A 24,059-nucleotide genomic window follows, 5' to 3' on the forward strand; every position below is an offset into this window, starting at 1 on the left:
CGATGCTGGCGCTCGACCGGGTCAGCAAGACCTATCCCAACGGCGTGCAGGCGCTGGCGCGGTTCTCCGCCGAGATCAGGCAAGGCGAGATCGTCGCCATTATCGGCGGCTCCGGCTGCGGCAAGTCAACATTGCTCCGTGCCATCGCCGGCCTCGACCGCGCCAGCTCGGGCACCGTGACGCTCGACAATGAGTCGATCAGTTCGCCCCATGCCAAGATCGGCATCATCTTCCAGGAGCCCAGGCTTTTGCCCTGGCTCAGCGTCGCCGACAACATCGGCTTTGGTCTTGCCGATCTGCCCACGGCTGAGCGGCGCGAGAGGGTGGCGCGCGCGCTCGAGCGCGTCGGGCTCGCCGAAAAGGCGCAGGCCTGGCCGCGCGAACTCTCCGGCGGCCAGGCGCAGCGCGTCGCGATCGCACGTGCGCTGGTGCCGCAGCCGGAGGTGCTCTTGCTGGACGAGCCGTTCTCCGCGCTCGACGCCTTCACGCGTAGGGACCTTCAGGATCATCTGCTTGACCTCTGGGCCGATGCGCGGCCGACGCTCATCCTCGTCACGCATGACGTCGACGAGGCCGTGGTGCTGGCCGATCGCGTCCTGGTGATGCGGCCGCGGCCGGGGCGGCTGTTCGACCAGATCGAGATCAATCTCGGCCGTCCGCGCGACCGCAATTCGCCGCTGTTCGAGAATTTCAAGCGAAGTGTGCTGACGTCACTCGACCGTTCGCTCGACCGCAGCGTGCCCGACCGTGACGCAACCCAGGGTCCCGGTCAGGCCATGTGGTGGTGACAATTTCTCTCCAAGCCGGTACATCGCAATCCGGTACTTCGTAGAGACGATTTTTCCGGGAGAGACAAAATGGACGCCGCAGCACTGCGCCAGATGCAGGCCCCGATCAAGGAACGCTACAAGACCGATCCCAAGACGGCGATGATCACGCTGAAGGCCAAGGGCTCGACCGACAGCGAAGGCATCGCCTGCAAGGTCGAGACCGGCCGCGCCATCGCGATGGCGGGCCTGCATCCGGCGACCGGCGGCTCCGGCCTCGAGCTCTGCTCCGGCGACATGCTGCTCGAGGCGCTGGTCGCCTGCGCCGGCGTCACGCTGAAGTCGGTCGCGACCGCGATCGAGGTGCCCTTGAAGACCGGCAACGTCTACGCCGAGGGCGATCTCGATTTCCGCGGCACGCTGGGCGTCGACAAGGAGACCCCGGTCGGCTTCGCCGAGATTCGTTTGCGCTTCGAGGTCGATACCGATGCGCCGCAGGACAAGCTCGACCTGCTGCTCAAGCTCACCGAGCGCTATTGCGTGGTCTATCAGACCATCAAGAACGGCCCGAAGGTCTCGGTGTCGCTGCACCGGATGTAGCGAGCGAAAGCGTCCACTCCGCAATCGGTGTTGTCCCGTGGCGTGCCGCTTGGCGCGACCCCGGGGGTCGCTCCAGCTCTTAAACCACTAATGCCTGTGGTTATGGATTCCGGGTTCGCGCCAAGCGGCACGCCCGGATTGACAGATAGAATGTCCCCCGACCTCCACTTCATCCTCTTTCTCATCCTGCGCATGGCGATCGCGGCGACCTTCGTCGTGACGGCGTCGATCGTCACCGAGCGGTCGGGCCCGGTGATCGGTGCGCTGGTCGCGACCCTGCCGATCTCGGCCGGTCCCTCCTACGTCTTCCTCGCGCTCGACCACGACGCCGCCTTCATCGCGCAAGGCTCGCTCGCGAGTCTTCCGATCAACGCGGCGACGATCTTCATGTGCCTCATTTACGTGGTGCTGGCGCAGCGGCACAGTCTTCTGGCGAGTTGTGGGAGCGCGGTCGCGATCTGGATCGTGCTTGCTTCGGTCATCCGTCAGTTCGATTGGTCGCTCACCGGCGGACTGGCTGCGAATCTGATCGCCTTCGGCATCTGCATTCCGCTGTTGGCCGGCTATCGCCACGTGAAAATGCCGCTGGTGACGCGCCGCTGGTATGACGTGCCGATGCGAGCCGCATTGGTCGCGACCCTCGTCGCGATCGTGGTCTCGACCTCGGGCTGGGTCGGTCCCCGCATCAGCGGCATCATCGCGCTGTACCCGGTCGTGTTCACCAGCATCATGGTGATCCTGCATCCGCGTATCGGCGGCCCGCCGACCGCCGCGGTACTTGCCAACTCCGCCTGGGGCCTGCTCGGATTCGGTATCGCCATCGCGGTGCTACATCTCGGCGCCGCGAATTCAGGCTCGGCGACCGGGCTGGGCCTGGGGCTCCTCACCTGCGTCGCCTGGAATCTGACGCTCTGGTGGAAAGGGCGAAAGAAGCGGCTCGCGCACTAGCCTGCGTCTTTGCAAGGAGCTCTTGCGAGAAGCAATCCAGTCAGTCCGGTCCCGCCGAGACAGTCTGGATTTGCTTCCCTCCGCTCGCAATGACGATTGTGGCCACGGCGTGCTTACTGCTTCGGCAGTTTCGCCTTCAACGCATACAGCGCATCCAGCGCCTCGCGCGGGGACATCTCGTCCGGATGCAGCGCCTTCACAGCTTCCATCAACAGCTCGGCTTCGCTCGGGAGCGCGGCTTCAGCCGCGGCGCGGGAGGGCACGGCGAACAGCGGAAGATCGTCCACGAGCGCTCGCGCGGTCTGGCCGCGATCCTGCGCCTCGAGCTTGGAGAGCACCGATTTCGCGCGCGTGATCACCGCGGGCGGCAGGCCGGCGAGTTTTGCCACCTGGATGCCGTAGGAGCGGTCGGCCGAGCCCGGCAGCACCTCGTGCAGGAACACGACGTTGCCCTGCCACTCCTTCACCCGCACGGTGGCGTTGAACATCCGCGGCAGCTTTGCCGAGAGCGCAGTTAGCTCGTGATAATGCGTGGCGAACAGGGTGCGACAGCGATTGCTTTCGTGCAGATGCTCGATCGCGGCCCAGGCGATCGAGAGGCCGTCGAACGTCGCGGTGCCGCGGCCGATCTCGTCCAGGATCACGAGCGAGCGCTCGCCGGCCTGGTTCAGGATCGCCGCAGTTTCGACCATCTCCACCATAAAGGTGGAGCGGCCGCGGGCGAGATCGTCCGCGGCGCCGACGCGCGAGAACAGGCGGTCGATGATGCCGATCCGTGCACGCGTCGCCGGCACGAAGCTGCCGATCTGGGCCAGCAGGGCAATCAGCGCGTTCTGGCGCAGGAAAGTCGATTTGCCGGCCATGTTGGGACCGGTGAGCAGCCAGAGCTGGCCGGACTTTTGCGCAGGGCCTGGCGACAGATCGCAGGCATTTGCGATGAACGGCTCGCCATTGCGCTTGAGCGCCTGCTCCACCACGGGATGGCGACCGGCTTCGATCGCAAAGCCAAGAGAGGCGTCCACCTCGGGCCGCACATAATTCTCGTCGACCGCCAGCTTGGCGAGCGACGTCGCAACATCGAGCAGCGCAAAGCCGTGCGCGGCCGCGCGCAAGTCTTCACTGATATCGAGCGCCTTGGCACAAAGCCGCTCGAAAATATCGAGCTCGAGGCCGAGCGCACGGTCGCCGGCACTGGCGATCTTCGCCTCGATCTCGCCCAATTCCGAAGTGGTGAAGCGCACCTGCCCCGCCAGCGTCTGACGATGGATGAAGGTCGCGTTCAGCGGCGCCGACATCAGCTTGTCGCCGTGCTGTGCGGTCACCTCGACGAAATAGCCGAGCACGTTGTTGTGCCGGATCTTGAGGCCCTTGACGGCGGTCGCGTCGGCATAGCGGGCCTGCATCGAGGCCACCACGAGGCGCGAGGCGTCGCGCAGGTTGCGCGTCTCGTCGAGGGCGGGCTCATAGCCTTGCCGAACGAAGCCGCCATCGCGCTTGATCAGCGGCAGTTGCTCGTCGAGCGCACGGGCGAATTCCGCCGCCAGCTCGCGCGACGGACGTTGCAGCGCCGCCATGACCGCGGCGATCTCCTGCGGCGGCTGGTCGATCTCGCCAAGTCGCGCCAGCACCTGGTCGGCGGCGATGATACCGTCGCGGATGCCTGCGAGGTCGCGCGGGCCGCCGCGGCCGACCGAGAGACGGGCCAGCGCCCGGGACATGTCGGGCGCGCCGCGCAAGATGCTGCGGATGTCCTCGCGCGCGGCCGGGTCGGCTACGAAGGTGCTGATCGCATCGAGCCGCCGTGCGATGGCTGAAGCATCCGTCAGCGGGGCCGCCAGCCGCTGCGCCAGCAGGCGTGAGCCTGCCGACGTCACGGTGCAGTCGATCGCGTCGAGCAGCGAGCCGCGGCGTTCGCCTGCGAGCGTCCGCGTCAGCTCGAGATTGGCGCGTGTCGCCGGATCGATCGCCATGGTCGCACCGGAAGCTTCGCGCGCCGGCGGCGACAGCGGCGGATGCTTGCCGACCTGGGTGCGGTCGACATAGGTGACGGCGGCGGCCGCGGCGGTGGCCTCCAGGCGCGTGAGCTGGGAGAGCCCGTCCATGGTCGCGACGGCAAAGTAGTCGCACAGCCGTTTCTCGGCGGTTGCGCCGTCGAAGACGTCGCGGGTCAGCGGCGTCACCGACGGCAACTCGCGCAAGGTCTGTCCGAGTTCGTTGTCGTTATAGAGTGCGTCGGTGACGATCGCCTCGTTCGGGTTGATGCGCGCCAACGCCGCGGCGAGCTCGCCGCCCGAACATTCGGTTACCATGAATTCGGCGGTCGAGATGTCGATCCAGGCGAGGCCGAAGCGGTCGCCGCCGGCGGACGACCGTGCCCGCGCGATCGCCAGCAGATAATTGTTGGCGCGCGCATCGAGCAGCGTGTCCTCGGTGAGCGTGCCCGGCGTGACCAGCCGCACCACGCCGCGGCGGACCACGCTCTTGTTGCCGCGCGCCTTGGCGGCGGCGGGATCTTCGGTTTGCTCGCAGACCGCGACGCGGTGGCCGGCGGATATCAGGCGATGCAGATAGTCCTCGGAGCGCTCCACCGGCACGCCGCACATCGGGATGTCGGCGCCCTGGTGCTTGCCGCGCTTGGTCAGCACGATGCCGAGCGTCTTCGAGGCGATCTCGGCGTCCTCGAAGAACAATTCGTAGAAATCGCCCATCCGGTAGAACAGCAGGAGGCCCTGATGCGTAGCCTTGATCTCAAGGTACTGTTCCATCATCGGGGTGACGCGCGCGGCAGCTTCCGCAGGCAGTGCGGACGTGTCCTCGGGGGGCGGAACGGGGATCGATTGTTGCATGGTCATGGGCGGCGCAACCTACAAAATTTCGCCCCCTGCTCCTATCGCTTTGGCCGTCGGAGGCGGGTTTTCCACGTTGTCCGCATTGCGGCATGCGCGGCCGGCGTGCGGCCCCCTCGGAACACGCGCGCATCAGTCAATTGACCTGCTGCAGGCGCCCTCCTAAAACTCCGCCGTCATTAAAGAATTCTGGCCGAACCGCGGCATTCAGGGAGAACAGCGATGCGTGACGTCTTTATCTGCGATGCCGTGCGGACCCCGATCGGCCGCTTCGGCGGCTCCCTCGCCAAGGTGCGCGCCGACGATCTCGCCGCCGCCCCGATCAAGGCGCTGATGGCCAAGCATCCCAATCTCGACTGGGCCCAGGTGGACGAAGTCTTCTTCGGCTGCGCCAACCAGGCGGGCGAGGACAACCGCAATGTCGCACGCATGGCGCTCCTGCTCGCGGGTCTCCCGGATTCGGTACCCGGCCAGACTCTGAACCGGCTCTGTGCATCCGGCCTCGATGCGGTCGGCGCCGCCGGCCGTGCCATCCGCTCCGGCGAGATTGAGCTCGCCATTGCCGGCGGCGTCGAATCCATGACGCGTGCGCCCTTCGTAATGGGCAAGGCGCAGGAGGCCTTCTCCCGTTCCGCCGAGATCTTCGACACCACGATCGGCTGGCGCTTCATCAATCCGCTGCTGAAGGCGCAGTATGGCGTCGATGCCATGCCGGAGACCGGCGAGAACGTCGCCGAGGAATTCCAGGTCTCGCGCGCCGACCAGGACGCCTTCGCGATCCGCTCGCAGCAGCGCGCGGGCGCTGCGATTGCGGCGGGCTATTTTGCCGAGGAAATCATCCCGATCACCATTCCCGGCGGCAAGGCGGGCCCGATCACCGTTGACAAGGACGAGCATCCGCGTCCCGAGACCACGCTCGAAGCCTTGACGAAGCTCAAGCCGATCGTGCGCAATCCCGGAACGGTGACCGCCGGCAACGCCTCCGGCGTCAATGACGGCGCCGCCGCGATGATCCTGGCGTCGGAAGCTGCGGTGAAGAAGCATGGTCTGACGCCCCGCGCGCGCATCCTCGGCCTTGCCTCGGCTGGCGTGCCGCCGCGCATCATGGGCATCGGCCCGGTGCCGGCGACCCGCAAGCTGATGGAACGGCTCGGCAAGAAGATCAGTGATTTCGACCTGATCGAGCTCAACGAGGCCTTCGCCTCGCAAGGCATCGCCTGCATGCGTCAGCTCGGCGTTGCTGATGATGCCGATTTCGTCAATGCGCATGGCGGCGCGATCGCACTTGGCCATCCCCTCGGCATGAGCGGCGCACGTCTCGCTCTCACCGCCGTCCACGGCATGGAGAAGCGCGGCGGCAAGCTCGCGCTCGCCACCATGTGCGTCGGCGTCGGCCAGGGTGTCGCGGTCGCGATCGAGAAGCTGAACTGACCGGACGCGAAGCGCCCGGTCATCCCGGAGCCGCTCGCTCGAGCGGAATCCCGGATCTCGAGATTCCGGGTTCAGCCCTGCGGGCTGCCCCGGAATGACAGCTTTGGAAGCCCGAAACCCGCTTCCCCAAATTAGTTATATCCTATAATGATTGGTCGAAGCGTTGACCGGCCGGACCACATGGCCGGGGAGGAGTTCGCCAATGACATTCATCTATCCCACCGACAGCAACAAGGCGCATCCGCTGCCGCTGTCGCCCGAGTACAAGAGTTCGATCAAGCGCGCGCCGAATAAGCCCCTGATCCCGATGCGCCATACGTTGTCCGAGCTGACCGGCCCAGTCTACGGCCACGAGACCGTGCGCGAGGGCGACAGCGATCTCACGCGCCGGCATAGTGGCGAGCCGCTCGGCGAGCGCATCATCGTGCACGGCCATGTGCGCGACGAGGACGGTCGCGGTGTGCCGAATTCACTGGTCGAGATCTGGCAGGCCAATTCCTGCGGCCGCTACGTTCACGTCCGCGACCAGCATCCGGCGCCGCTCGATCCGAACTTTACGGGTGCGGGCCGCACGGTGAGCGATGCCGCGGGCTACTACCGCTTCGTCACCATCAAGCCCGGTGCCTATCCCTGGGGCAATCACCACAACGCCTGGCGTCCCGCACACATCCATCTGTCGGTGTTCGGCCATTCCTTCGTCACGCGCCTCGTAACGCAGATGTACTTCCCGAACGACCCGCTGTTCCCGTTTGATCCGATCTTCAACTCGGTGCCCGACGAGAAGGCGCGGGCGCGGATGGTCTCGTCGTTCGACTTGGAGAATACCCAGCCTGAATGGGCGCTGTGCTACCGCTTTGACCTCGTGCTGCGCGGCAAGAATGCCACCCCCATGGAGAACCATTAAGTGCAAGAGTCTGGGAAGCCCAACGGGATCACCCCATCACAGACCGTCGGTCCGTTCTTCAAATACGGCCTGACGCCGAATGGCGAGTACGCCTGGAACGACGCGTTCACCAGCTCGACGCTCACACCCGATGTCACGGGCGACCGCATCCGTATCGAAGGCCGCGTGTTCGACGGCGACGGCGTAGCGGTTCCGGATTGCATGCTGGAAATCTGGCAGGCCGACGCACAAGGCCGCTTTGCCGACCCGCAGGACAAGCGTGCTTTGCCGAATGCGAGCTTCCGCGGCTTTGCCCGTTGCGGCACCGACAAGGACGGCAATTACGCTTTCGACACCATCAAGCCGGGCGCGGTGCCGGATCCCGACGGCAAGCCGCAGGCGCCACACATCCTCCTTGCGGTGTTCGGCCGCGGCATGTTGCGGCATCTCTACACCCGGATCTATTTCAGCGACGAGGCCGGCAACGCCGCCGATCCCGTGCTGGCGCTGGTGCCCACTGACCGCCGCGCCACGCTGACCGCGGTGCGCGAAGCCGACAAGCCGGTCTATCGGCTCGACCTGCGGCTGCAGGGCGACAGTGAGACGGTGTTCTTCGACGTCTGAGGCAATGCGTGCCGAGGAAGGCCTGGTCCTCGGCACGCCTTTCACGTTCAGCGCGTCAAAGCTAACGCGGCCCCGCATGGGGTGGAATGAATGTCTTTCAGGTCAGTGCGTCAGCTCTACTGACTATAAATACCGACAGCTTGACGCTCGATCCCCGTAGTTCTGCGGTCTTCGCGCGATGTAATTCCGCGGCCAAGCAATTCCGTATTTACCGTATTCGTCTAGGGTGGCTGTAGTTTTGACGCCGACCCCGGATTATTTCATGAAATTACGTCTGTCGTTGTCTTCTGCGATCATCGCGTTCGGCATCGTTCTGGCCATCGGCTTTACCGCCGTGGTTTCCACCAGCCTCTACGCCCTGAAAGAGCTCAAGGTCGGCGGTCCGCTGTATTCCGACATCAAGCTCGGCAACGACCTCATCGCGGACATTCTGCCACCGCCGGAATATGTCATCGAGGCCTATCTCGAGGCGACGCTGGCCATGCGCGAGCCGGACCAGCTGGCGGCCCACGGCGAACGCCTGGTCCAGCTCCGCAAGGATTACGACGAGCGCAAGGCATTCTGGGTCACCTCCAGCCTCTCGGCGGACCTGAAGACGGCGCTGGTGTCGAAATCCGATGCCGAGGTGCAGAAATTCTGGAAGGCGTCCGACCAGCTTCTGCCTGCCCTCAAGGCCAAGGATGCGGCTGCTTCCGAGCGCATCTATGCGCAGCTCAAGGACGCCTACACCGCGCATCGCGCCGTGATCGACAGCATCGTCGAGAACGCGAACAAACAGAATGCCGCGATGGAGAAGCTGGCCGCGGACCGCGACAGCTCGATGCTTTACATCCTCCTCGGCGTCTCCGCCGCCGTCCTGGCCTTCATTGCCGCGGGCCTGCTCGGCGTTGCTCTCGGCGTGGTGCGCCCGATCGTGCGCATGACGGACGCGATGCAGAAACTCGCGACCGGCGATCTCGCCGCCGATATTCCTTTTGCGGACCGCCAGGACGAGGTCGGCTCGATGGCGGGCGCGCTTGTGGTGTTCAAGCAGGCGGCGGTCGAGAATTCCCGACTGCGTGAGGAGCAGTTGCGGCAGGAGCAGGAGGCGGCGCTCGCCAAGCGCTCCGCCCTTCACCGGATGGCCGAGACCGTCGAGCGCGAGACCGGCCGCTCGGTCGACACCGCGAGCGCGGCGAGCCACGGCGTGGAGCAGGCGGCGTCCAGCCTGTCCGAGATCGCAGGTTCGCTCTCTGCGCAGTCGCAGGCGGTCGCCGCGGCCTCCACTCAGGCGCTTGGCAGCTCGCAGAGCGTCTCGGCCGCGGCCGAAGAGCTGAGCGCCTCGATCCGCGAGATCGCGAGCCAGGTCGCGCGGACCAGCACGGTCACCAAATCTGCCGTCGCGGGCCGCGAGCAGGCGCGTTCGACCATTCAGGCGCTGGCGGGATCGGTGAAGAAGATAGCCGAGGTCTCCGACCTCATCGGTGGCATCGCCGGCCAGACCAACCTGCTGGCGCTCAACGCTACGATCGAGGCGGCGCGCGCCGGCGAGGCCGGTCGCGGCTTCGCCGTGGTTGCCGCCGAGGTGAAATCCCTGTCCGACCAGACGGCAAAATCTACCGAGGAGATCGGGCGGCTGATTGCCGAGATCCAGGCCTCGACGCAGGCCGCCGTCGATGCCGTCGAAACGATGGGAGGCCACATCGTCGAGATCGACGGCGTCGCGACCTCGGTTGCCGCTGCGATGGAAGAGCAGGACGCCGCGACGCGGCAGATCACGCGGTCGATTTCCGAATCGGCCTCAGCGGCGAAGGAGGTCTCGGCCAAGATCGGGAATGTCAGCCGCGACGCCGCTTCCGTGAACGAGCGCGCTGCGGAGGTGAGGCAGGCGATTGCCGGCATGGCGGCCGATCTCGAACAGCTACGGTCGGTCGTCGTGCGGACCGTGCGCGAGTCGACCGCGGCAGCCTGAGCCCGGCGGCATCTCGGCCGCTGGTGCCCGGGAGTGTGATCGTGCAGTATGGCGCGGGACAGGGGCATCGTGGTTCATGACATCTCCACAATTGCCAGCGGTCGTTGAGCCCGCTCGACTGACGGCCGCGTTGCGCCGGGGCGGCGTGCTGGACGCCGGCGCGGTGCGGGAGGTGAAGGTGCTGCACCAGCGCGACACCGTCGTGTCGCATATCATCCGCCTCGGCCTGCGCTATGTCGGCGAATCCACCGGCGCCCCGCAGTCGCTGATCCTCAAAACTCCCAATTCCGCTTTCGCCGAAACCCTCGCCAATGGCGGCCGGCGCGAGGTGGACTACTACACGCAGCTTGCGCCGAAAATGCCGCTGAGCCTCGTGCCGCGCTGTTTTGATGGGCATTTCGACGAGCACAGCCCCACCTGGCATCTGCTCCTCGAGGATCTCACCGACAGCCACGAAATCGCGATGGCTTGGCCGGTGCCGCCGTCGCGCGAGCAGACCTTCGCTATCGTCGCCGCGCTCGCACGCTGGCATGCAGCCTGGTGGGACCATCCGAGCCTCGGCGACACGGTCGGTACCTGGGCGAGCATGGAGGACAGCGCGCAGCGCATGGAGACCCTCGCCGGTCATTACGATCGCTTCGCCGATCTGCTCGGTGATCGCCTCAGCGAGGAGCGGCGAATCCTCTTCCGCCGCCTCATCGACCAGTCGGAGCGGCTGTCCCAGCGTTACCATTCACGCCGTCATCTCAGCATCACGCATGGCGACGCCCACACCTGGAATTTCCTGCTGCCGCGCGCGGGCGTCGCCGATACCGTGCGCATCTTCGACTTCGATCTTTGGAGTATCAACGTTCCGACCCACGACCTCGCCTACATGATGGCCACGCAGTGGTATCCGCAACGCCGGCAGGCGCTCGAACGCCCGCTGCTCAATCTCTACCATGACACGCTGATCGAAAGTGGTATCACCGGCTACACGCGCGGCGCGCTCGATCGCGACTACCGCTGGGCGGTGCTCTGGCAGATCACGAGACCGGTCTGGCAATGGAGCATCAACATCCCGCCGGTGATCTGGTGGAACAATCTGGAGCGGGTGCTTGCGGCGGTGGATGATTTGGGGTGTGAGGAGTTGTTGTAGCGCGTGCCGCATATTCGTTGTCGTCCGTGCGAACGCAAGGACCCATAACCACACGGAGCCGTTTGGCGCGAGACTGGTAACGAGTCTTCTAACGAGTCTTCGCCAAATGTCTCCCTGTGGCTATGGATCCTGGATCTGCGCTTCGCTTGTCCGGGACGACAGGGGAGATTGTGGCTGGACCAACTCCTTACGCCACCCCGCTACTCCATCACCGCATGCTCAGGCCCCGCCGCCTGTTTGCGCAGCGTGGCCTTGGTCGAGCCGATCAGCAAGGCGAGCGGGATGGTGCAGAGGATGAAGACCATCACCAGCTGGTAGTCGTGCGCAAACGCGATGATCTGCGCCTGCACGCTGACCATCCTGTCGGCCATGGCGCGGCCGGTATCGGTGGACAGATTGATCATGCCGCTGACGTCGGGCATCTGCAGTGCATGGTTGAACGGGTTGATGTGCTCGGACAGGATCGCGTAGGTCCGCCGCGTCCCCTGCGTCAACTGCGCGATGACGACGGAAATGCCGACCGAGCTCGCGACGTTGCGCATCAGGGTCAGCATGGCGGTGCCGTCGGTGCGAAGTTCGTTCGACAGCGTCAGGAACGCCACCGTCGAGAGCGGCACGAAGACGAGGCCGAAGCCGAAGCCCTGGATGACGCTGACGGTGACGATCTCGGGCACCTGGGTCAGGTCGGTCCAGCCGGTCATCTGGAAGAGCGAGCCCGCAGTCAGCGTCAGGCCGGCGATGATCAGCGTGCGCGCCTCGAAATAGCGCATCATGCGGCCAACCAGCATCATGGCGAAGAAGGTACCGAAGCCGCGGCTTGCCAGCAGCAGGCCCGCGGTGATGATGGGATAACCGATCACGTTCTGCATGTAGGGCGAGGCTAGCGCCATGGTCGAGAACAGAACGAGCCCCATTACGACCATGAACATGCAGCCGGTGACGAAGTTGCGATCCCGGAATAGCCCGAAGCGGATGAACGGCGTCGAGGTCGTGAAGGAGTGCGCGAGGAAGAAGTAGAACGCGGCCGCCGAGACGATGAACTCCGCCAGGATCTCGTTCGATTCCAGCCAGCCCAATTGCTCGCCGCGGTCGAGCGCGAGCTGAAGCGAGCCGATCGCGACCGCCAGCGCGGCGAAGCCGAACCAGTCGAATTTGAGGCTGAAATCCTTCCGGGTTTCGTCCATGAAGACGATCAGGCCGAGCACGGTGATGAAGCCGAACGGCAGATTGACGAAGAACACCCAGTGCCAGGAATAGGTCTCGGTCAGCCAGGCGCCCAGCGAGGGGCCCATGATCGGGCCCATCATCACGCCCATGCCCCAGATCGACATTGCCTTGGCGCGCTCCTGGAGCGTGTAATAGTCGAGCATGACGGACTGCGACAGCGGCACCAGGGCGGCGCCGAACACGCCTTGCAGCAGGCGAAACAGCACCATCTGGTTGATGTCTTGCGCGAGGCCGCACAGCACCGAGGCCATGGTGAAGCCGGCCGAGCAGATGATGAAGATGCGCTTGCGGCCGAACCGGTTGGCGATCCAGCCCACCGGCGCCGTCATGATGGCCGCGGCGACGATGTAGGAGGTCAGCACCCAGTTGATCTGGTCCTGCGAGGCCGACAGCGTGCCTTGCATGTAGGGCAGGGCAACGTTGGCAATGGTGGTGTCGAGCGCCTGCATGATGGTCGCGGTCATGGCGCAGATCGTGACCATGTTCCGGCGCAGGCCGGGGACCATCAAGCTGGCATCGGGTCCGGACATCGGATCAGCCCTTGAACTCAGTCTTTGTCTTGGTTGGCTGTCGCCGACAGGCCGAGCAGGCCGGCAAGCGAGCGCTGATGGCCGGTGTCGATGGTGGCATAGACGCTCATGCCGGCCTTCAGCTTCCGCACATATTTGTCGGTCTCGTCGAAATAGATGCGGATCGGTACCCGCTGCACCACCTTGACGAAATTGCCGGTCGCGTTCTGCGGCGGCAGGATCGCGAATTGCGCACCGGTGCCTGGCGAAAGCGAGCCGATCTTGCCCTTGAAGACGTGGTTCGGGAATGCGTCGACCTCGAGCGTGACGGGCTGTCCTTCGGTCACATAGGTGAGGTCGCTCTCCTTCGGGTTGGCGTCGACCCAGGGGTGGGCGACGTCGATGATCGAAAACACCGGCGTGCCCGCGGCGACATAGCGCCCAAGCTGGATCTGCTCGACCTGCGTCGCCACGCCATTCATCGGCGCGCGCAGCACGGTGTGGTCGAGGTTGCGCTGGGCATCGTCCAGCTTGGCTTTCGCCTGTGCGTAGGATGGAAATTGCTCCAGCGGCAAGGCGGGGTCGCCGAGCAATTGCGTCTTGGCATTGGAGAGCTGCTGCTTGATGTATTGGGACTGTGCGCCTGCGGTCACCAGCGCATTGGATGCATTGTCGAGGTCGAGCTGCGAGCCGTAATTGCTCTTCACCAGCGCCTGCTTGCGCTCGACATCGCGCTGCTTCAAATCGATGCCCTGCTGGGCGAGGTTGAGCATGTCGCCGTAGATCTTGATGTTGGCAACCAGATTGTCATAGGTCGTGCGCGCCTGCGCGAGCTGCGCCTTGGCTTCGTCCACCGCGTGACGAAACGGAGCGGGGTCGATCTCGAACAGCTCGTCGCCCTGCTTGACGGACTGGCCTTCCTTCACGACGACCTTCAGGATCTTGCCGGAGATGTCGGGGGTCACCAGCACCTTTTGCGCGCCGACATAGGCATCGTCGGTGCCGACATAGCGGCCGCCATTGATATAGAAGGTGAGGCCGCCGATGACGGTGATCACGGGCAGCACGACCAGGAGCAGGAAGCGACGGTAGCGGCGCAGGCCCGCCATCAGGCGGCGGCGCGGATCGGTGCCCGCTTTCTTGGTGGGCTTGCCGCTGTCGGTCTTCTGCTCGGGCTGGAACTTGAGGACTTGGTCAGCCATACCGCTGCTCCTTACGTGCTTGTTCCGCGCCGCTGGTCTGGATCGCGCTGCGCACGTTTTCCTTGATGGTTTCAAGTTGGGTAACGAGGCGATGGGCGTCCGCCGGCGTGATGCCCTCGAGCGCGTTGGCCGTAAGCTCGGACTTCAGCCCGCTCATCCGGCCCAACAATTGCCGGCCGGCCTTCTTGAGATACAGGCGCTTCACGCGGCGGTCCGAGGCATCGCTGCGGCGCTCGATCCAGTCGTTGTCGCAGAGCTTGTCGATCATGCGGGTCAGCGTGATCGGCTGCATCTCGAGCAGTTCGGCGAGTTCCGACTGCTTCATGCCCTCGCTGCGCTCGACCTTGGCCAGCACCGCCCATTGGGCGCGGGTGATGCCGAACCGCGATGCCTCTTTGTCGGCATAGACGCGCAAGAGGCGGTAAAGCTCGCCCAACGTAAACAGGAAGTTCTGATCGACAGGCCCGCGGCTCATGAGCTTGGTCTCCAATAAGCATGGCATATAATAAGCAAGCTTATGATTATTTCACGGCGGGTTGACGCGGTGCTGTCCCGCAGCAATGGCATGGCTGACCGCCGCGTCGCTGGTCGTGCTTTGGGTTCCGCCGGCGAAATGCTAGAAGCTCGGCTGCATGACCCCTGCTAAATCGGCATTCCCCGCCCCTGATCACGATCACGGCCGCTGCACCGCGGATGCGCTGGCGCATGCCGAGGAGGTCTGCGAGCAACGCGCGCAGAAATTCACGCCGATCCGTCGCCAGGTGTTGGGAGCGCTGCTCTCCAGCCACCGCCCGCTCGGCGCCTATGAGGTGATCGACGAGCTCGCCAAATCGATGTCGCGGCCGGCGCCGATCACGGTCTATCGCGCGCTCGATTTCCTGATGGCCAACGGGCTCGTGCACCGCATCGAAAGCCGCAATGCCTACCTCGCCTGTGCCGCCCACGACCACGACGCGACCTCGGCGGTGGCGTTCCTGATCTGCGAGCGCTGCGGCCTGGTCGGCGAAATCCCGTCGGCATCCTTCGCCGGGGATCTCAATGCCGCGGCACGCAGCTCGGGCTTTGCTCCCAAATTGTCCGTGGTGGAGATCACGGGCGTCTGCACCCATTGTCAGAAAGCTGCATAAAGCAACAACGGCGAAAAGCCGGTTATTCGGGAAGACATGTCCTCACCACAAGCCAACCAATCCGTCGCGCGTCCCCTCAGTGCCGGCGCCATCGCTCTGATGCTCATGCTTTGCCTGACCTGGGGCTTCAACCAGATCGCGGTGAAGCTGGTGCTGCCGGACATTCCGCCGATGCTCCAGGCCACGATCCGCTCGATGGGCGCGCTGCCGGTGCTGTTCATCGTCGGCACGCTTCGCGGCGTCAAATTCTTCGAGAATGACGGCACGTGGAAGCCGGGCCTGGTCGCCGGGCTGATGTTCGGCATCGAATTCGTGCTGATCTTTCAGGGGCTGCGCCTCACCTCGGCCTCTCGCGCGGTGGTGTTCCTCTACACCGCGCCGTTTTTCGTTGCGCTAGGCTCCTACCAGGTGCTTGGCGAGCGGCTTGGCGCCTCGCAATGGCTGGGCCTCGCCATCAGCTTTGCCGGCGTTGCGCTCGCGATCGGCGTGCCGCAGGCCAATGTCGATTCGCATGTTCTGCTCGGCGACCTCATGATCGTCGGCGGCGCGGCGCTGTGGGCGGCGACGACGCTGGTTGCCAAGGGCACGAGGCTGCGGTTCGCCGCGCCCGAGAAGGCGCTGGGCTATCAAGTCGCCATCTCGATCCCGATCCTGGGGCTGGCGGCCTGGCTGTTCGGCGAGACCATCACGCACACGCCGGCACCGCTGTCGCTCGGCCTGATGGCCTTCCAGGCAATCTGGGTGGTTGGAACTACGTTCACGCTTTGGTTCGCGCTGGTGAAGGCCTATTCAGCCAGCAAATTGTCGGCTTTTACCTTCATCACCCCTTTGTTTGGCGTGGTGGGTAGCTATTTCATCATGCACGACACCCTGAGTCTGGCGTTCGGGGCCGCGGCTGTCCTTGTAATTGCTGGGCTTTTTCTGGTTAACCGTCCCAGCTCAACGGCTGCGGCGCCGCGCGATGCATTGCTGAACGTCACCAAAACCTGATATTTGGACCCCATGAACAAGCTCGAAACCACCATCGATTCCGACATCGCGGGGCCCGCGCCGCGCCATCACACCACACAGGTCAAGGTCGGCGACGTCGCCGTCGGCGGCGGTGCGCCGATCGTCGTGCAGTCGATGACCAACACCGACACCGCCGACATCGAGGGCACCATTGCCCAGGTCGCAGCGCTCGCGCGCGCCGGCTCCGAAATGGTCCGGATCACCGTCGACCGCGAGGAAGCCGCTGCCGCCGTTCCGCACATTCGCGACGGCCTCGCCAAGCTCGGTATCACCACGCCGCTGATCGGCGACTTCCACTATATCGGCCACAAGCTGCTCGCGGCCTATCCGGCCTGCGCCGAGGCGCTGGCCAAGTACCGCATCAATCCCGGCAATGTCGGCTTCAAGGACAAGCGCGACACCCAGTTCGCCGACATCATCGAGATCGCCAACAAGAACAACAAGCCGGTCCGCATCGGCGCCAATTGGGGCTCGCTCGACCAGGAGCTGCTGACCAAGCTGATGGACGAGAATGCCGCGTCCGCCAATCCGCGCGATGTGCGCGCGGTGACGCGCGAGGCCATGGTGCAGTCGGCGCTGCTTTCGGCCGCACGGGCCGAAGAGCTCGGCATGCCCAAGGACCGCATCATCCTCTCCGCAAAGGTCTCGGCGGTGCAGGATCTCATCGCGGTCTATCAGGACCTCGCCAGCCGATCCGACTATGCGATCCATCTCGGCCTGACTGAAGCCGGCATGGGCTCGAAGGGCATCGTGGCGTCCTCGGCCGCGCTCGGCATCCTGCTCCAGCAGGGCATCGGCGACACCATCCGCATCTCGCTGACGCCGGAACCGGGTGGCGATCGCACCCGTGAGGTTCAGGTTGGCCAGGAACTGCTCCAGACCATGGGCTTCCGCACCTTCGTGCCGCTGGTCGCCGCGTGTCCCGGCTGCGGCCGCACCACCTCGACCACGTTCCAGGAGCTGGCGCGCTCGATCCAGGATTTCATCCGCGACGAGATGCCGGCCTGGAAGACGAAATATCCTGGCGTCGAAGAGCTCAACGTCGCGGTGATGGGCTGCATCGTCAACGGCCCGGGCGAGTCCAAGCACGCCAATATCGGCATCTCCTTGCCCGGCACCGGTGAAGCCCCGGCTGCGCCTGTGTTCGTCGACGGCAAGAAGTTCCGCACGCTGCGCGGCCCGACCATCTCGGCCGACTTCAAGGCGCTGGTGATCGACTACATCGAGCAGCGCTACGGTCAGACTGCCAAGGTGCCGGTGACCGCGGCGGAGTAGGCGCCTTTCAACATTGGAATCGTAGGGCGGGTTAGCGAAAGCGTAACCCGCCTCATTTTTTCGGGGCGCGAGTTGGCGGGTTACGCTTCGCTAACCCTCGCTACATTGCTACGATGTCCCCAATCAAAACGATCGGGAGACACGCCATGAGCTCACTCGCCGGCAAGCAGGGCCCGCGCTACCGCCACACGGCCGAGGAGGGCGCGCCGTATGAAACGATCGCGGTCGAAAAACTCACCCCCATCATCGGTGCGGAAATCTCCGGCGTTGATATCGGCAAGCTCGTCTCGGACGACGCCCGCTCCAACCAGCAGATGGACGAGGTCCACCGCGCGCTCGCCGAAAACCTCGTCGTCTTCTTCCGCGACCAGCACATCACGCCGCAGCAACATCTTGCCTTCGGCCGCAAGTTCGGCGAGCTGCATTTCCATCCCGCCGCGCCGCACGAGCACGAAGACCCGGCCTTGATGAAGATCTACGCGGATGCGAACTCGCCGCGCGCGAACGGCGAGGGCTGGCACTCCGACGTGTCCTGCGATCTCGAGCCGCCGATGGGCTCGATCCTCTACATCAAGCAGTGCCCGCCGCGCGGCGGCGACACGCTGTTCGCCAACATGTACGCCGCGTACGAAGCGCTGTCGGACCGCATGCAGGCCTATCTCGACGGCCTCACCGCGCTGCACGACGGCGAGCCGATCTATCGCGGTCTCTACGCCAATTACGGCGTCGCCGACCGCCCTTCCTATCCGAACGCCGAGCACCCGGTGGTGCGCACGCATCCGGTCACGGGCAAGAAGGCGCTCTATGTCAATCGCGGCTTCACCCGGCACATCAACGGCATCCCGCGCGACGAGAGCGACGCGTTGCTGGCCTATCTCTACCAGCACGCCGAAAACCCGCTGTTCCAGTGCCGCTTCCGCTGGACCGAGAACGCCATCGCGTTCTGGGACAACCGCTGCACCCAGCACCGCGCGATGTGGGACTACTGGCCGCATACGCGCTCCGGCACACGCGTAACGGTGAAGGGGGAGCGGCCGTTCTGAAGGATGGCTCTCGTGTCCAGGACGCAGCGCAGCGCTTCTTCAGCGGTGCGCTGCAGAGCCGGGGCCCATTGTTGCGGCGAAACTGGGTCCCGGCTCTGCGTCGCGTCATTTCATGCCGCGCCACGTCCGGGACACGACAGCGGTTCATGCGTTGACGTCCGCGCGCTCCCGCGCCAATCTTCCCGAAAACATCGGGAGGGTGCCATGCTCCGCGCCGAGGACAATAAATTCCTGACCGAGGCCGGCCCCGGAACGGGCATGGGCGAATTGTTGCGCCGCTTCTGGATTCCCGTGGCTCTGTGCGAAGAACTCCCCGAGCCGGACGGCGAGCCGAAGAAGATCGTTGTGCTCGGTGAAGAACTGCTCGCCTTCCGCGACTCCCGCGGCGTCGTCGGTGTCATCGACCAGTACTGCCCGCATCGCGGCGCCAATCTCTGGCTTGGGCGCAACGAAGAGTGCGGCATCCGCTGCGTCTATCACGGCTGGAAGTTCGACACCGACGGCCGCTGCCTGGACATGCCCACTTCATATCCCGATCTCAACGCCAAGGATCTTATCCGCATCAAATCCTATCCGGTGCGCGAATGGGGCGAGATGATCTGGGCCTATATGGGTCCGCTCGAGACCATGCCCGAATTGCCCGACCTCGAAATGGCGCTGCTGCCTGCTTCGCACCGCTACGTCAGCAAGAAATGGCAGGACTGCAACTGGGTGCAGGCGCTGGAAGGCTCGATCGACACCGCGCATTTCACCTTCGCCCATCTCTCCTTCGACAAGGAGGAGAACGAAATCCTGGACATCAAGAAGCACTTTGTGAATCCGATCGCGCGGATGTCGAGCGATCACATGCGCTGGATCGCGGAGGATCCGCGCCCGGTGATCAAGATCAGTCCGCACGAGGCCGGGCTCACCATTGCCGGCGGCCGGCTTACCGGCGGCGACAACATCTACTGGCGCATCGCGCAGTTCCTGATGCCGTTCCACGCTTTTGCGCCGAGTGCGATGCCCGGCGAGAACATCTTCGGGCAGACTTTCGTGCCGGTGACCGACACCAATTGCTGGATCTACACCTATGCCTGGAATCCGGAGCGGCCGCTGACCCAAGCCGAGCGCGACGCCTTTGACCGTGGCAACGGCGTGATCGCGGAGGTCGACGGCAATTACGTGCCGCTGCGCCACAAGGGCAACGACTATCTGATCGACCGCAAGCTCCAGAAGACCCGAAGCTACACCGGCATCAAGGGCGTCTCCGAGCAGGACGCCGCCGTACAGGATAGCCAGGGGCCGATCGCCGACCGTACCCGCGAGCATCTCGGGCCGACCGATCTCGGCATCATGCATTTCCGGAAAGTCGTGATGGATCTGGCGCGGGCGCTCCAGCAGGGCCAGCCGCCGCCGCAGGCCGCGCATCAGGACCGCTATGCGGTGCGCTCCGGTGCCTGCGTGACCAGCAAGTCCAAGGACCTGCCTGCAGTGATGCTGGAACGCTTCGGCGACGTCGCGGGCTTCGTCGGTCGTCCGAGGATCGCGGCAGCGGAGTGAGGCTTGGGGCAATCGCGGAGCATCATCGTCGGGCTGATTGCGTCGATCCTGCTATCGTCGCTTGCGATCGTTGACAGCAGCGAGGCCGTGACCGCGCGAAGGACTGCGAGACCCAAGGCCAAGCCGCAGGTATCGGCCAGATGTGAGATGTCCAGATTCCGGATCGTCGTGGACGTCGGGCACACCCCGGACTCCTACGGTGCGTTGAGCGCGCGCAATGATCCGGAGTTCGGCTTCAACTTCCGTCTCGCAAGTCTCATCACGGCAAAACTCAAGTCGGAAGGCTTTGCCGCAACCCGCCTGCTCGTCACCGACGGCAAGGCGCGGCCGAGCCTTTTCAGGCGGGTCAGTGCCGCGAATGATGGCCGGGCCGATCTCTTCCTGTCGATTCACCACGATTCGGTGCCGGACAAGCTGATCGAGACCTGGGAGTTCGATGGTGCGAAGAGCTATTTCAGCGATCGCTTTTCGGGCCACTCGCTGTTCGTGTCTCGGCGCAATCCGCACTTCGCCACCAGCCTGGTGCTGGCCCGGATGATCGGCCGGCAGTTGAAGGAGCAGGGCCTGAACTATGCCAGCCAATACACCTTGCCGGTGATGGGCCGTTATCGGCGCCAGCTGCTCGACAAGGATTTCGGCATCTACCGTTATGACGGGCTCGTCGTTCTCTCGCGGACAAGCAGTGCCGCGGTGCTGCTCGAAGCCGGCTCCATCATCAACCGCGACGAGGAAATGGCGATGAACTCGCCGGAGCGGCACGAGACGATCGCAGAGGCTGTGGCGGCGGCAATCGGGGAGTTCTGCGCGAGGCGGTAGGTCACGCGCTACAGCGGCACCCGCCGATACTCCCGGTTCGCCAGGCTCGCCTCCTCCAGGTCCAGATCGCGCTCGATCCGCCGCCGCGTCTCATCGGTGATCTGGCCATCGCGCAGGAGATCGTGGATGAATTTTCGTTCGGCGGCGATCAGGTTGCGGGTCAGCACGGTGCCGGCCGCGGAGACTTCGTGGTGGGTGGGATCGAGCGAATCAGGAAGCTGGTTGACGCGGATATCGTGACGCGCCCGCAGAAGCCGCATCACCTCTTCGGAGACTTCCTGTTCCGCGGTCATTGCGTCGAGCGACTTTAGCGCGGCGTCCAGGGCCTGGCGGCGCGCGGCGATCTCGGCTTCGTGCTCGGCGGCATGCTCGTTACGGCCGGCCTCGGCGACGCCGAGCCACCGCACCACCGGGGGCAGCGTCAGGCCCACGCCGATCAGCGTGACGAAGATGACGCCGAAAGCGACGAACAGGATCAGGTCACGATAGGGGAACGCCTCGCCACTGGGGAGCGTGAAGGGCAGCGCCAGCGCCGCTGCAAGCGACACTGCGCCGCGCACGCCGGTGAAGGCGAGCACGAATGGCCATTGCCAGGGTGGCGACGGATCGCGCTCGCGCAACGATTTGCTGAGCATCCGCGGCAGATAGGTTGCGGGATAGAGCCAGGCGAAGCGCGCGATCACCACGATCATCAGGACCACGGCGGTCGCGATCAGGGTGTCGTCGAGCGGGAACGCCTTCGATTTCTCGTAGAGCGCGCGCATCTGGAAGCCGGTGAGCAGGAACAACACGCCCTCGATCAGGTAGATCACGAGGTCCCAGAAGAAGATGCCCTGCAGGCGCGTCGCCGACGAGATCAGCAGCGGGCCGTTCCAGCTCACATAGAGGCCGCAGGCAACGGTGGCGATCACGCCGGAGCCGCCGACATGCTCGGGCAGCCAGTAGGAGACGTAAGGCGTGATCAGCGATAGCGTCAGCTCCACCTGCGGATCCCCGGACCATTTGCGGAATCGAAGGGAGAGCCAGCCGACGCCGATGCCGAAGGCGATCTCGCTGGCGACGATCAGCAAGAACTCGCCGGCCGCGAGCGGCAGCGAGAAATGCCCGACCATGATCGCGGCCAGCGCGAAGCGGTAGAGCGTCAGCGCGGTGGCGTCGTTGGCGAGCCCTTCGCCCTCGAGGATGACCACGAGCCGCCGCGGCAAGTTGAGCCGGCGCGCGATCGCGAGCGGCGCCACCACGTCGGGGGGCGCGACGATGGCGCCGAGCAGAAAGCCGATGGCCCAGGGCAGGCCGATCAGGTAATGCGTCGCGGCCGCCACCATTGCCGCGGTGAAGATCACTGCGCCGACCGCAAGCAGCACGATGGGACGCAAGTTGTTCTTGAACTCGCGCCAGCTCATGGCGACGCTCGCCGAGTAGATCAGCGGCGGCAGCACCATCAGCAGCACCAGTTCGGGCGGCAATTCCACCGCGGGCATGCCCGGCACGAAGGCGAGACCGACGCCCGCCAGCATCAGCAGGATGGCAGGGGCGACGTTGAAGCGGCGTGCGGCCAGCGCCACGCCCGCCAATACAGCCAGCAGGATGAGAAAGGTCTGAAACTTCGCTTCCATGATGGCCTGTCTTGAACCGGAAGCGGTCGCAACGTCAATCCGCGCGGCTTACGCCAGCCGCTCTGCGACCATCCGCCCGATCCGCGCAAACACGGCTTCGATCTGGGGTGCCGTCGGCGTGCCGCCCTGGACGTAGGCCGCGATAAGGATCGGCGTGTCGGGCTTCGACCAGGCCACGGCGATGTCGCCCGCTGCGTCCTTGCCATTGGAGCCGGTCTTGTCGCCTATCTTCCAGCTTGCGGGCAGGCCGCCGCGCAGCCGGTTGGCTCCGGTCTTGCAGTTCACCATCCATTCAGTGAGCTGCGCGCGAGAGGCCGGAGACAGCGTTTCGCCCGTCACCAGACGGCGCAAGTTCCCGGCCATCGCCGCCGGCGTTGTCGTATCCTGGGGATCTCCGGGCGGGGAGCGATTGAGTTCGGGCTCGTTGTGGTCGAGCCGCGAGGTCGTGTCGCTAAGCGAGCGCCAGAATGCAGTGAGAACGGCAGGGCCGCCGATCCGCGCCAACAGCAAATTGGCGCAACTGTTGTCGCTGAGCTCGACGATCGCCTTGCACATCTCGGCAACCGACATCGCGCCGGCCGCGAGATTTTGCTTGGCGACCGGCGCGTAGTCGAGCAGGTCGGCCTTGCCGTAAGGGATCATGGCTGCGAGCTGCTCCTCGCCGCGATCGACCCGCGCCAGCACGCAGGCTGCGAGCGAGGCTTTGAATGTCGAGCACATGACGAAGCGCTCGTCGGCGCGCCAGGTGAGCTTTGCGCCGGTGGCCAGATTTTCCGCGTAGATCCCGATCCGTCCGCCGCTCTCGCGTTCATAGGCTTCGAGCTCAGGAGGTGCCTCGGCGGCAAATACGGGATACGCGGCCATCCAGCCGAGTGAGGCGAGCAGGGAGCGGCGATCGAGAAGCATGGAGACTTTCACGTGAGTGGAGGCAGGAAATTGCGGATGCTGCATCCGCGGCGTCATTGCGGGGAGCGAAGCGACGAAGCATCCAGAATCCCTCCCAGGAGACAGACTGGATTGCGTCGTCGCAAGAGCTCATCGCGATGACGGAGAATGGGGGCTGAGCGCGGCAGATATTGGGCAGCGGAGGTTTTGCCTTGTCACTCCCTCAGGTCGTACCGATACGATTTCGATACGATCTGCCAGCCGTCGGCGAGCTTCATCGCCACCAGATAATCGGTGAAGAAGCGCGGCGGCAATTGGCAGCGGACCTTGATGAAGGCGGTCTTATCGTCCGAGCGGTCGATGGTGACGATGAAATCCTCGCGCGGCTTGCCTTCGGCCTTGCCGGACGGGCGCTTGCGCACGCGGTCGAGCCAGTCCGGTACGGTCAACACCTGGAGCTCGCCCTTTTCGACCCAGCGCAGATCCGCGGAGGGATGGAAGATGGCGCCGAGCTTTTCGGCGTCGCCCTCGTAGAGCCCGTCAAAATAGGATTGCACGACGGCTTCGACGCTCGAACGGTTCTGGCTCATGGGTCATCCTTTTGCATGACGGCTTGGG

Annotated in this window: 21 protein-coding genes; 14 read left to right on the forward strand and 7 right to left on the reverse strand. The window is 64.9% G+C overall.

Annotated features, from left to right (window positions below):
• Window positions 1-2 precede the first annotated feature (2 nt).
• From IVB28_RS00990 to IVB28_RS01000, 3 genes are all read left to right on the forward strand, one after another.
• The gene (locus IVB28_RS00990) at window positions 3-788 is read left to right on the forward strand and encodes an ABC transporter ATP-binding protein (protein WP_247524204.1); all 786 of its coding nucleotides are present in this window, start codon (window positions 3-5) and stop codon (window positions 786-788) included.
• Window positions 789-857: 69 nt separating this feature from the next.
• On the forward strand, window positions 858-1,367 hold the full coding sequence (locus tag IVB28_RS00995) for an OsmC family protein (RefSeq protein WP_247524205.1): 510 nt from the start codon (window positions 858-860) through the stop codon (window positions 1,365-1,367).
• Window positions 1,368-1,517: 150 nt separating this feature from the next.
• On the forward strand, window positions 1,518-2,315 hold the full coding sequence (locus IVB28_RS01000) for a hypothetical protein (RefSeq protein ID WP_247524206.1): 798 nt from the start codon (window positions 1,518-1,520) through the stop codon (window positions 2,313-2,315).
• A 113-nt stretch (window positions 2,316-2,428) separates the two neighbouring features.
• Here the strand turns inward: IVB28_RS01000 and mutS are convergent, their stop codons facing one another.
• On the reverse strand, window positions 2,429-5,167 hold the full coding sequence (gene mutS / locus IVB28_RS01005) for a DNA mismatch repair protein MutS (protein WP_247524207.1): 2,739 nt from the start codon (window positions 5,165-5,167) through the stop codon (window positions 2,429-2,431).
• Window positions 5,168-5,383: 216 nt separating this feature from the next.
• On the opposite strand from mutS, the gene pcaF reads away from it, so the two are divergent.
• The 5 genes from pcaF to IVB28_RS01030 all read left to right on the forward strand — a co-directional run bounded on the left by pcaF (window position 5,384) and on the right by IVB28_RS01030 (window position 11,188).
• The gene (pcaF, locus tag IVB28_RS01010; protein WP_247524208.1) at window positions 5,384-6,592 is read left to right on the forward strand and encodes a 3-oxoadipyl-CoA thiolase; all 1,209 of its coding nucleotides are present in this window, start codon (window positions 5,384-5,386) and stop codon (window positions 6,590-6,592) included.
• Between the two features lie 202 nt (window positions 6,593-6,794).
• The gene (gene pcaH / locus IVB28_RS01015; protein WP_247524209.1) at window positions 6,795-7,496 is read left to right on the forward strand and encodes a protocatechuate 3,4-dioxygenase subunit beta; all 702 of its coding nucleotides are present in this window, start codon (window positions 6,795-6,797) and stop codon (window positions 7,494-7,496) included.
• Window positions 7,497-8,099 (forward strand): protocatechuate 3,4-dioxygenase subunit alpha, encoded by a 603-nt coding sequence (pcaG, locus tag IVB28_RS01020; protein WP_247524210.1) that lies wholly within the window; start codon window positions 7,497-7,499, stop codon window positions 8,097-8,099.
• A gap of 262 nt (window positions 8,100-8,361) precedes the next feature.
• Window positions 8,362-10,050 carry a methyl-accepting chemotaxis protein gene (locus IVB28_RS01025; protein WP_247524211.1) on the forward strand — a complete coding sequence of 563 codons (1,689 nt, stop codon included), beginning with the start codon at window positions 8,362-8,364 and terminating at the stop codon, window positions 10,048-10,050.
• Window positions 10,051-10,141: 91 nt separating this feature from the next.
• Window positions 10,142-11,188: an ecdysteroid 22-kinase family protein gene (locus IVB28_RS01030; protein ID WP_247524212.1), complete on the forward strand. Its 1,047-nt coding sequence runs from the start codon at window positions 10,142-10,144 to the stop codon at window positions 11,186-11,188.
• Between the two features lie 200 nt (window positions 11,189-11,388).
• Here IVB28_RS01030 and IVB28_RS01035 read toward each other — a convergent pair whose 3' ends face one another.
• Genes IVB28_RS01035 through IVB28_RS01045 form a run of 3 tightly spaced genes read right to left on the reverse strand, consistent with a single transcriptional unit; the run spans window position 11,389 to window position 14,601 of the window.
• Window positions 11,389-12,945 (reverse strand): MDR family MFS transporter, encoded by a 1,557-nt coding sequence (locus IVB28_RS01035; protein ID WP_247524213.1) that lies wholly within the window; start codon window positions 12,943-12,945, stop codon window positions 11,389-11,391.
• A 17-nt stretch (window positions 12,946-12,962) separates the two neighbouring features.
• Window positions 12,963-14,126, reverse strand: coding sequence for an HlyD family secretion protein (locus IVB28_RS01040; RefSeq protein WP_247524214.1), 1,164 nt, complete (start codon window positions 14,124-14,126; stop codon window positions 12,963-12,965).
• The gene (locus IVB28_RS01045; RefSeq protein WP_247524215.1) at window positions 14,119-14,601 is read right to left on the reverse strand and encodes a MarR family transcriptional regulator; all 483 of its coding nucleotides are present in this window, start codon (window positions 14,599-14,601) and stop codon (window positions 14,119-14,121) included. Before IVB28_RS01045 ends, IVB28_RS01040 begins: the two co-directional genes overlap by 8 nt.
• Window positions 14,602-14,758: 157 nt before the next feature.
• Between IVB28_RS01045 and IVB28_RS01050 the strand changes: the two genes are divergently transcribed.
• The 6 genes from IVB28_RS01050 to IVB28_RS01075 all read left to right on the forward strand — a co-directional run bounded on the left by IVB28_RS01050 (window position 14,759) and on the right by IVB28_RS01075 (window position 20,940).
• Window positions 14,759-15,253 carry a transcriptional repressor gene (locus tag IVB28_RS01050; protein ID WP_063199255.1) on the forward strand — a complete coding sequence of 165 codons (495 nt, stop codon included), beginning with the start codon at window positions 14,759-14,761 and terminating at the stop codon, window positions 15,251-15,253.
• Between the two features lie 36 nt (window positions 15,254-15,289).
• Window positions 15,290-16,243, forward strand: a complete 954-nt coding sequence (locus IVB28_RS01055) for a DMT family transporter (RefSeq protein WP_247524216.1) — start codon at window positions 15,290-15,292, stop codon at window positions 16,241-16,243.
• Between the two features lie 12 nt (window positions 16,244-16,255).
• Window positions 16,256-17,539 (forward strand): flavodoxin-dependent (E)-4-hydroxy-3-methylbut-2-enyl-diphosphate synthase, encoded by a 1,284-nt coding sequence (ispG, locus tag IVB28_RS01060; protein WP_247524217.1) that lies wholly within the window; start codon window positions 16,256-16,258, stop codon window positions 17,537-17,539.
• Window positions 17,540-17,685: 146 nt separating this feature from the next.
• On the forward strand, window positions 17,686-18,582 hold the full coding sequence (locus IVB28_RS01065; RefSeq protein WP_247524218.1) for a TauD/TfdA family dioxygenase: 897 nt from the start codon (window positions 17,686-17,688) through the stop codon (window positions 18,580-18,582).
• 204 nt (window positions 18,583-18,786) lie between these two features.
• Window positions 18,787-20,124, forward strand: coding sequence for a Rieske 2Fe-2S domain-containing protein (locus IVB28_RS01070; protein WP_247524219.1), 1,338 nt, complete (start codon window positions 18,787-18,789; stop codon window positions 20,122-20,124).
• Window positions 20,125-20,127: 3 nt separating this feature from the next.
• Window positions 20,128-20,940, forward strand: a complete 813-nt coding sequence (locus tag IVB28_RS01075) for an N-acetylmuramoyl-L-alanine amidase (protein WP_247524220.1) — start codon at window positions 20,128-20,130, stop codon at window positions 20,938-20,940.
• 8 nt (window positions 20,941-20,948) lie between these two features.
• On the opposite strand, the gene IVB28_RS01080 is transcribed toward IVB28_RS01075, so the two are convergent.
• The 3 genes from IVB28_RS01080 to IVB28_RS01090 form a co-directional block, all read right to left on the reverse strand.
• Window positions 20,949-22,556, reverse strand: coding sequence for a Na+/H+ antiporter (locus IVB28_RS01080; protein ID WP_247524221.1), 1,608 nt, complete (start codon window positions 22,554-22,556; stop codon window positions 20,949-20,951).
• 48 nt (window positions 22,557-22,604) lie between these two features.
• The gene (gene bla, locus IVB28_RS01085; protein WP_247524222.1) at window positions 22,605-23,462 is read right to left on the reverse strand and encodes a class A beta-lactamase; all 858 of its coding nucleotides are present in this window, start codon (window positions 23,460-23,462) and stop codon (window positions 22,605-22,607) included.
• 194 nt (window positions 23,463-23,656) lie between these two features.
• A complete protein-coding gene (locus IVB28_RS01090; protein ID WP_007598116.1) occupies window positions 23,657-24,031 on the reverse strand; it encodes a nuclear transport factor 2 family protein in 375 nt (124 codons plus the stop codon).
• Window positions 24,032-24,059: the final 28 nt, after the last annotated feature.

It is taken from the genome of Bradyrhizobium sp. 199 (genome assembly GCF_023073355.1).
Taxonomy (GTDB): domain Bacteria; phylum Pseudomonadota; class Alphaproteobacteria; order Rhizobiales; family Xanthobacteraceae; genus Bradyrhizobium.

Coding starts and splice junctions, on each gene's coding strand:
- mutS (WP_247524207.1), bottom strand. CDS start 5,167: ATGACCATGCAACAATCGATCCCCGTTCCGCCCCCCGAGGACACGTCC.
- IVB28_RS01045 (WP_247524215.1), bottom strand. CDS start 14,601: ATGAGCCGCGGGCCTGTCGATCAGAACTTCCTGTTTACGTTGGGCGAG.
- IVB28_RS01040 (WP_247524214.1), bottom strand. CDS start 14,126: ATGGCTGACCAAGTCCTCAAGTTCCAGCCCGAGCAGAAGACCGACAGC.
- IVB28_RS01025 (WP_247524211.1), top strand. CDS start 8,362: ATGAAATTACGTCTGTCGTTGTCTTCTGCGATCATCGCGTTCGGCATC.
- IVB28_RS01050 (WP_063199255.1), top strand. CDS start 14,759: ATGACCCCTGCTAAATCGGCATTCCCCGCCCCTGATCACGATCACGGC.
- IVB28_RS01065 (WP_247524218.1), top strand. CDS start 17,686: ATGAGCTCACTCGCCGGCAAGCAGGGCCCGCGCTACCGCCACACGGCC.
- IVB28_RS00990 (WP_247524204.1), top strand. CDS start 3: ATGCTGGCGCTCGACCGGGTCAGCAAGACCTATCCCAACGGCGTGCAG.
- IVB28_RS00995 (WP_247524205.1), top strand. CDS start 858: ATGGACGCCGCAGCACTGCGCCAGATGCAGGCCCCGATCAAGGAACGC.
- IVB28_RS01000 (WP_247524206.1), top strand. CDS start 1,518: ATGTCCCCCGACCTCCACTTCATCCTCTTTCTCATCCTGCGCATGGCG.
- IVB28_RS01055 (WP_247524216.1), top strand. CDS start 15,290: ATGTCCTCACCACAAGCCAACCAATCCGTCGCGCGTCCCCTCAGTGCC.
- IVB28_RS01090 (WP_007598116.1), bottom strand. CDS start 24,031: ATGAGCCAGAACCGTTCGAGCGTCGAAGCCGTCGTGCAATCCTATTTT.
- pcaF (WP_247524208.1), top strand. CDS start 5,384: ATGCGTGACGTCTTTATCTGCGATGCCGTGCGGACCCCGATCGGCCGC.
- IVB28_RS01080 (WP_247524221.1), bottom strand. CDS start 22,556: ATGGAAGCGAAGTTTCAGACCTTTCTCATCCTGCTGGCTGTATTGGCG.
- bla (WP_247524222.1), bottom strand. CDS start 23,462: ATGCTTCTCGATCGCCGCTCCCTGCTCGCCTCACTCGGCTGGATGGCC.
- pcaH (WP_247524209.1), top strand. CDS start 6,795: ATGACATTCATCTATCCCACCGACAGCAACAAGGCGCATCCGCTGCCG.
- IVB28_RS01070 (WP_247524219.1), top strand. CDS start 18,787: ATGCTCCGCGCCGAGGACAATAAATTCCTGACCGAGGCCGGCCCCGGA.
- ispG (WP_247524217.1), top strand. CDS start 16,256: ATGAACAAGCTCGAAACCACCATCGATTCCGACATCGCGGGGCCCGCG.
- IVB28_RS01035 (WP_247524213.1), bottom strand. CDS start 12,945: ATGTCCGGACCCGATGCCAGCTTGATGGTCCCCGGCCTGCGCCGGAAC.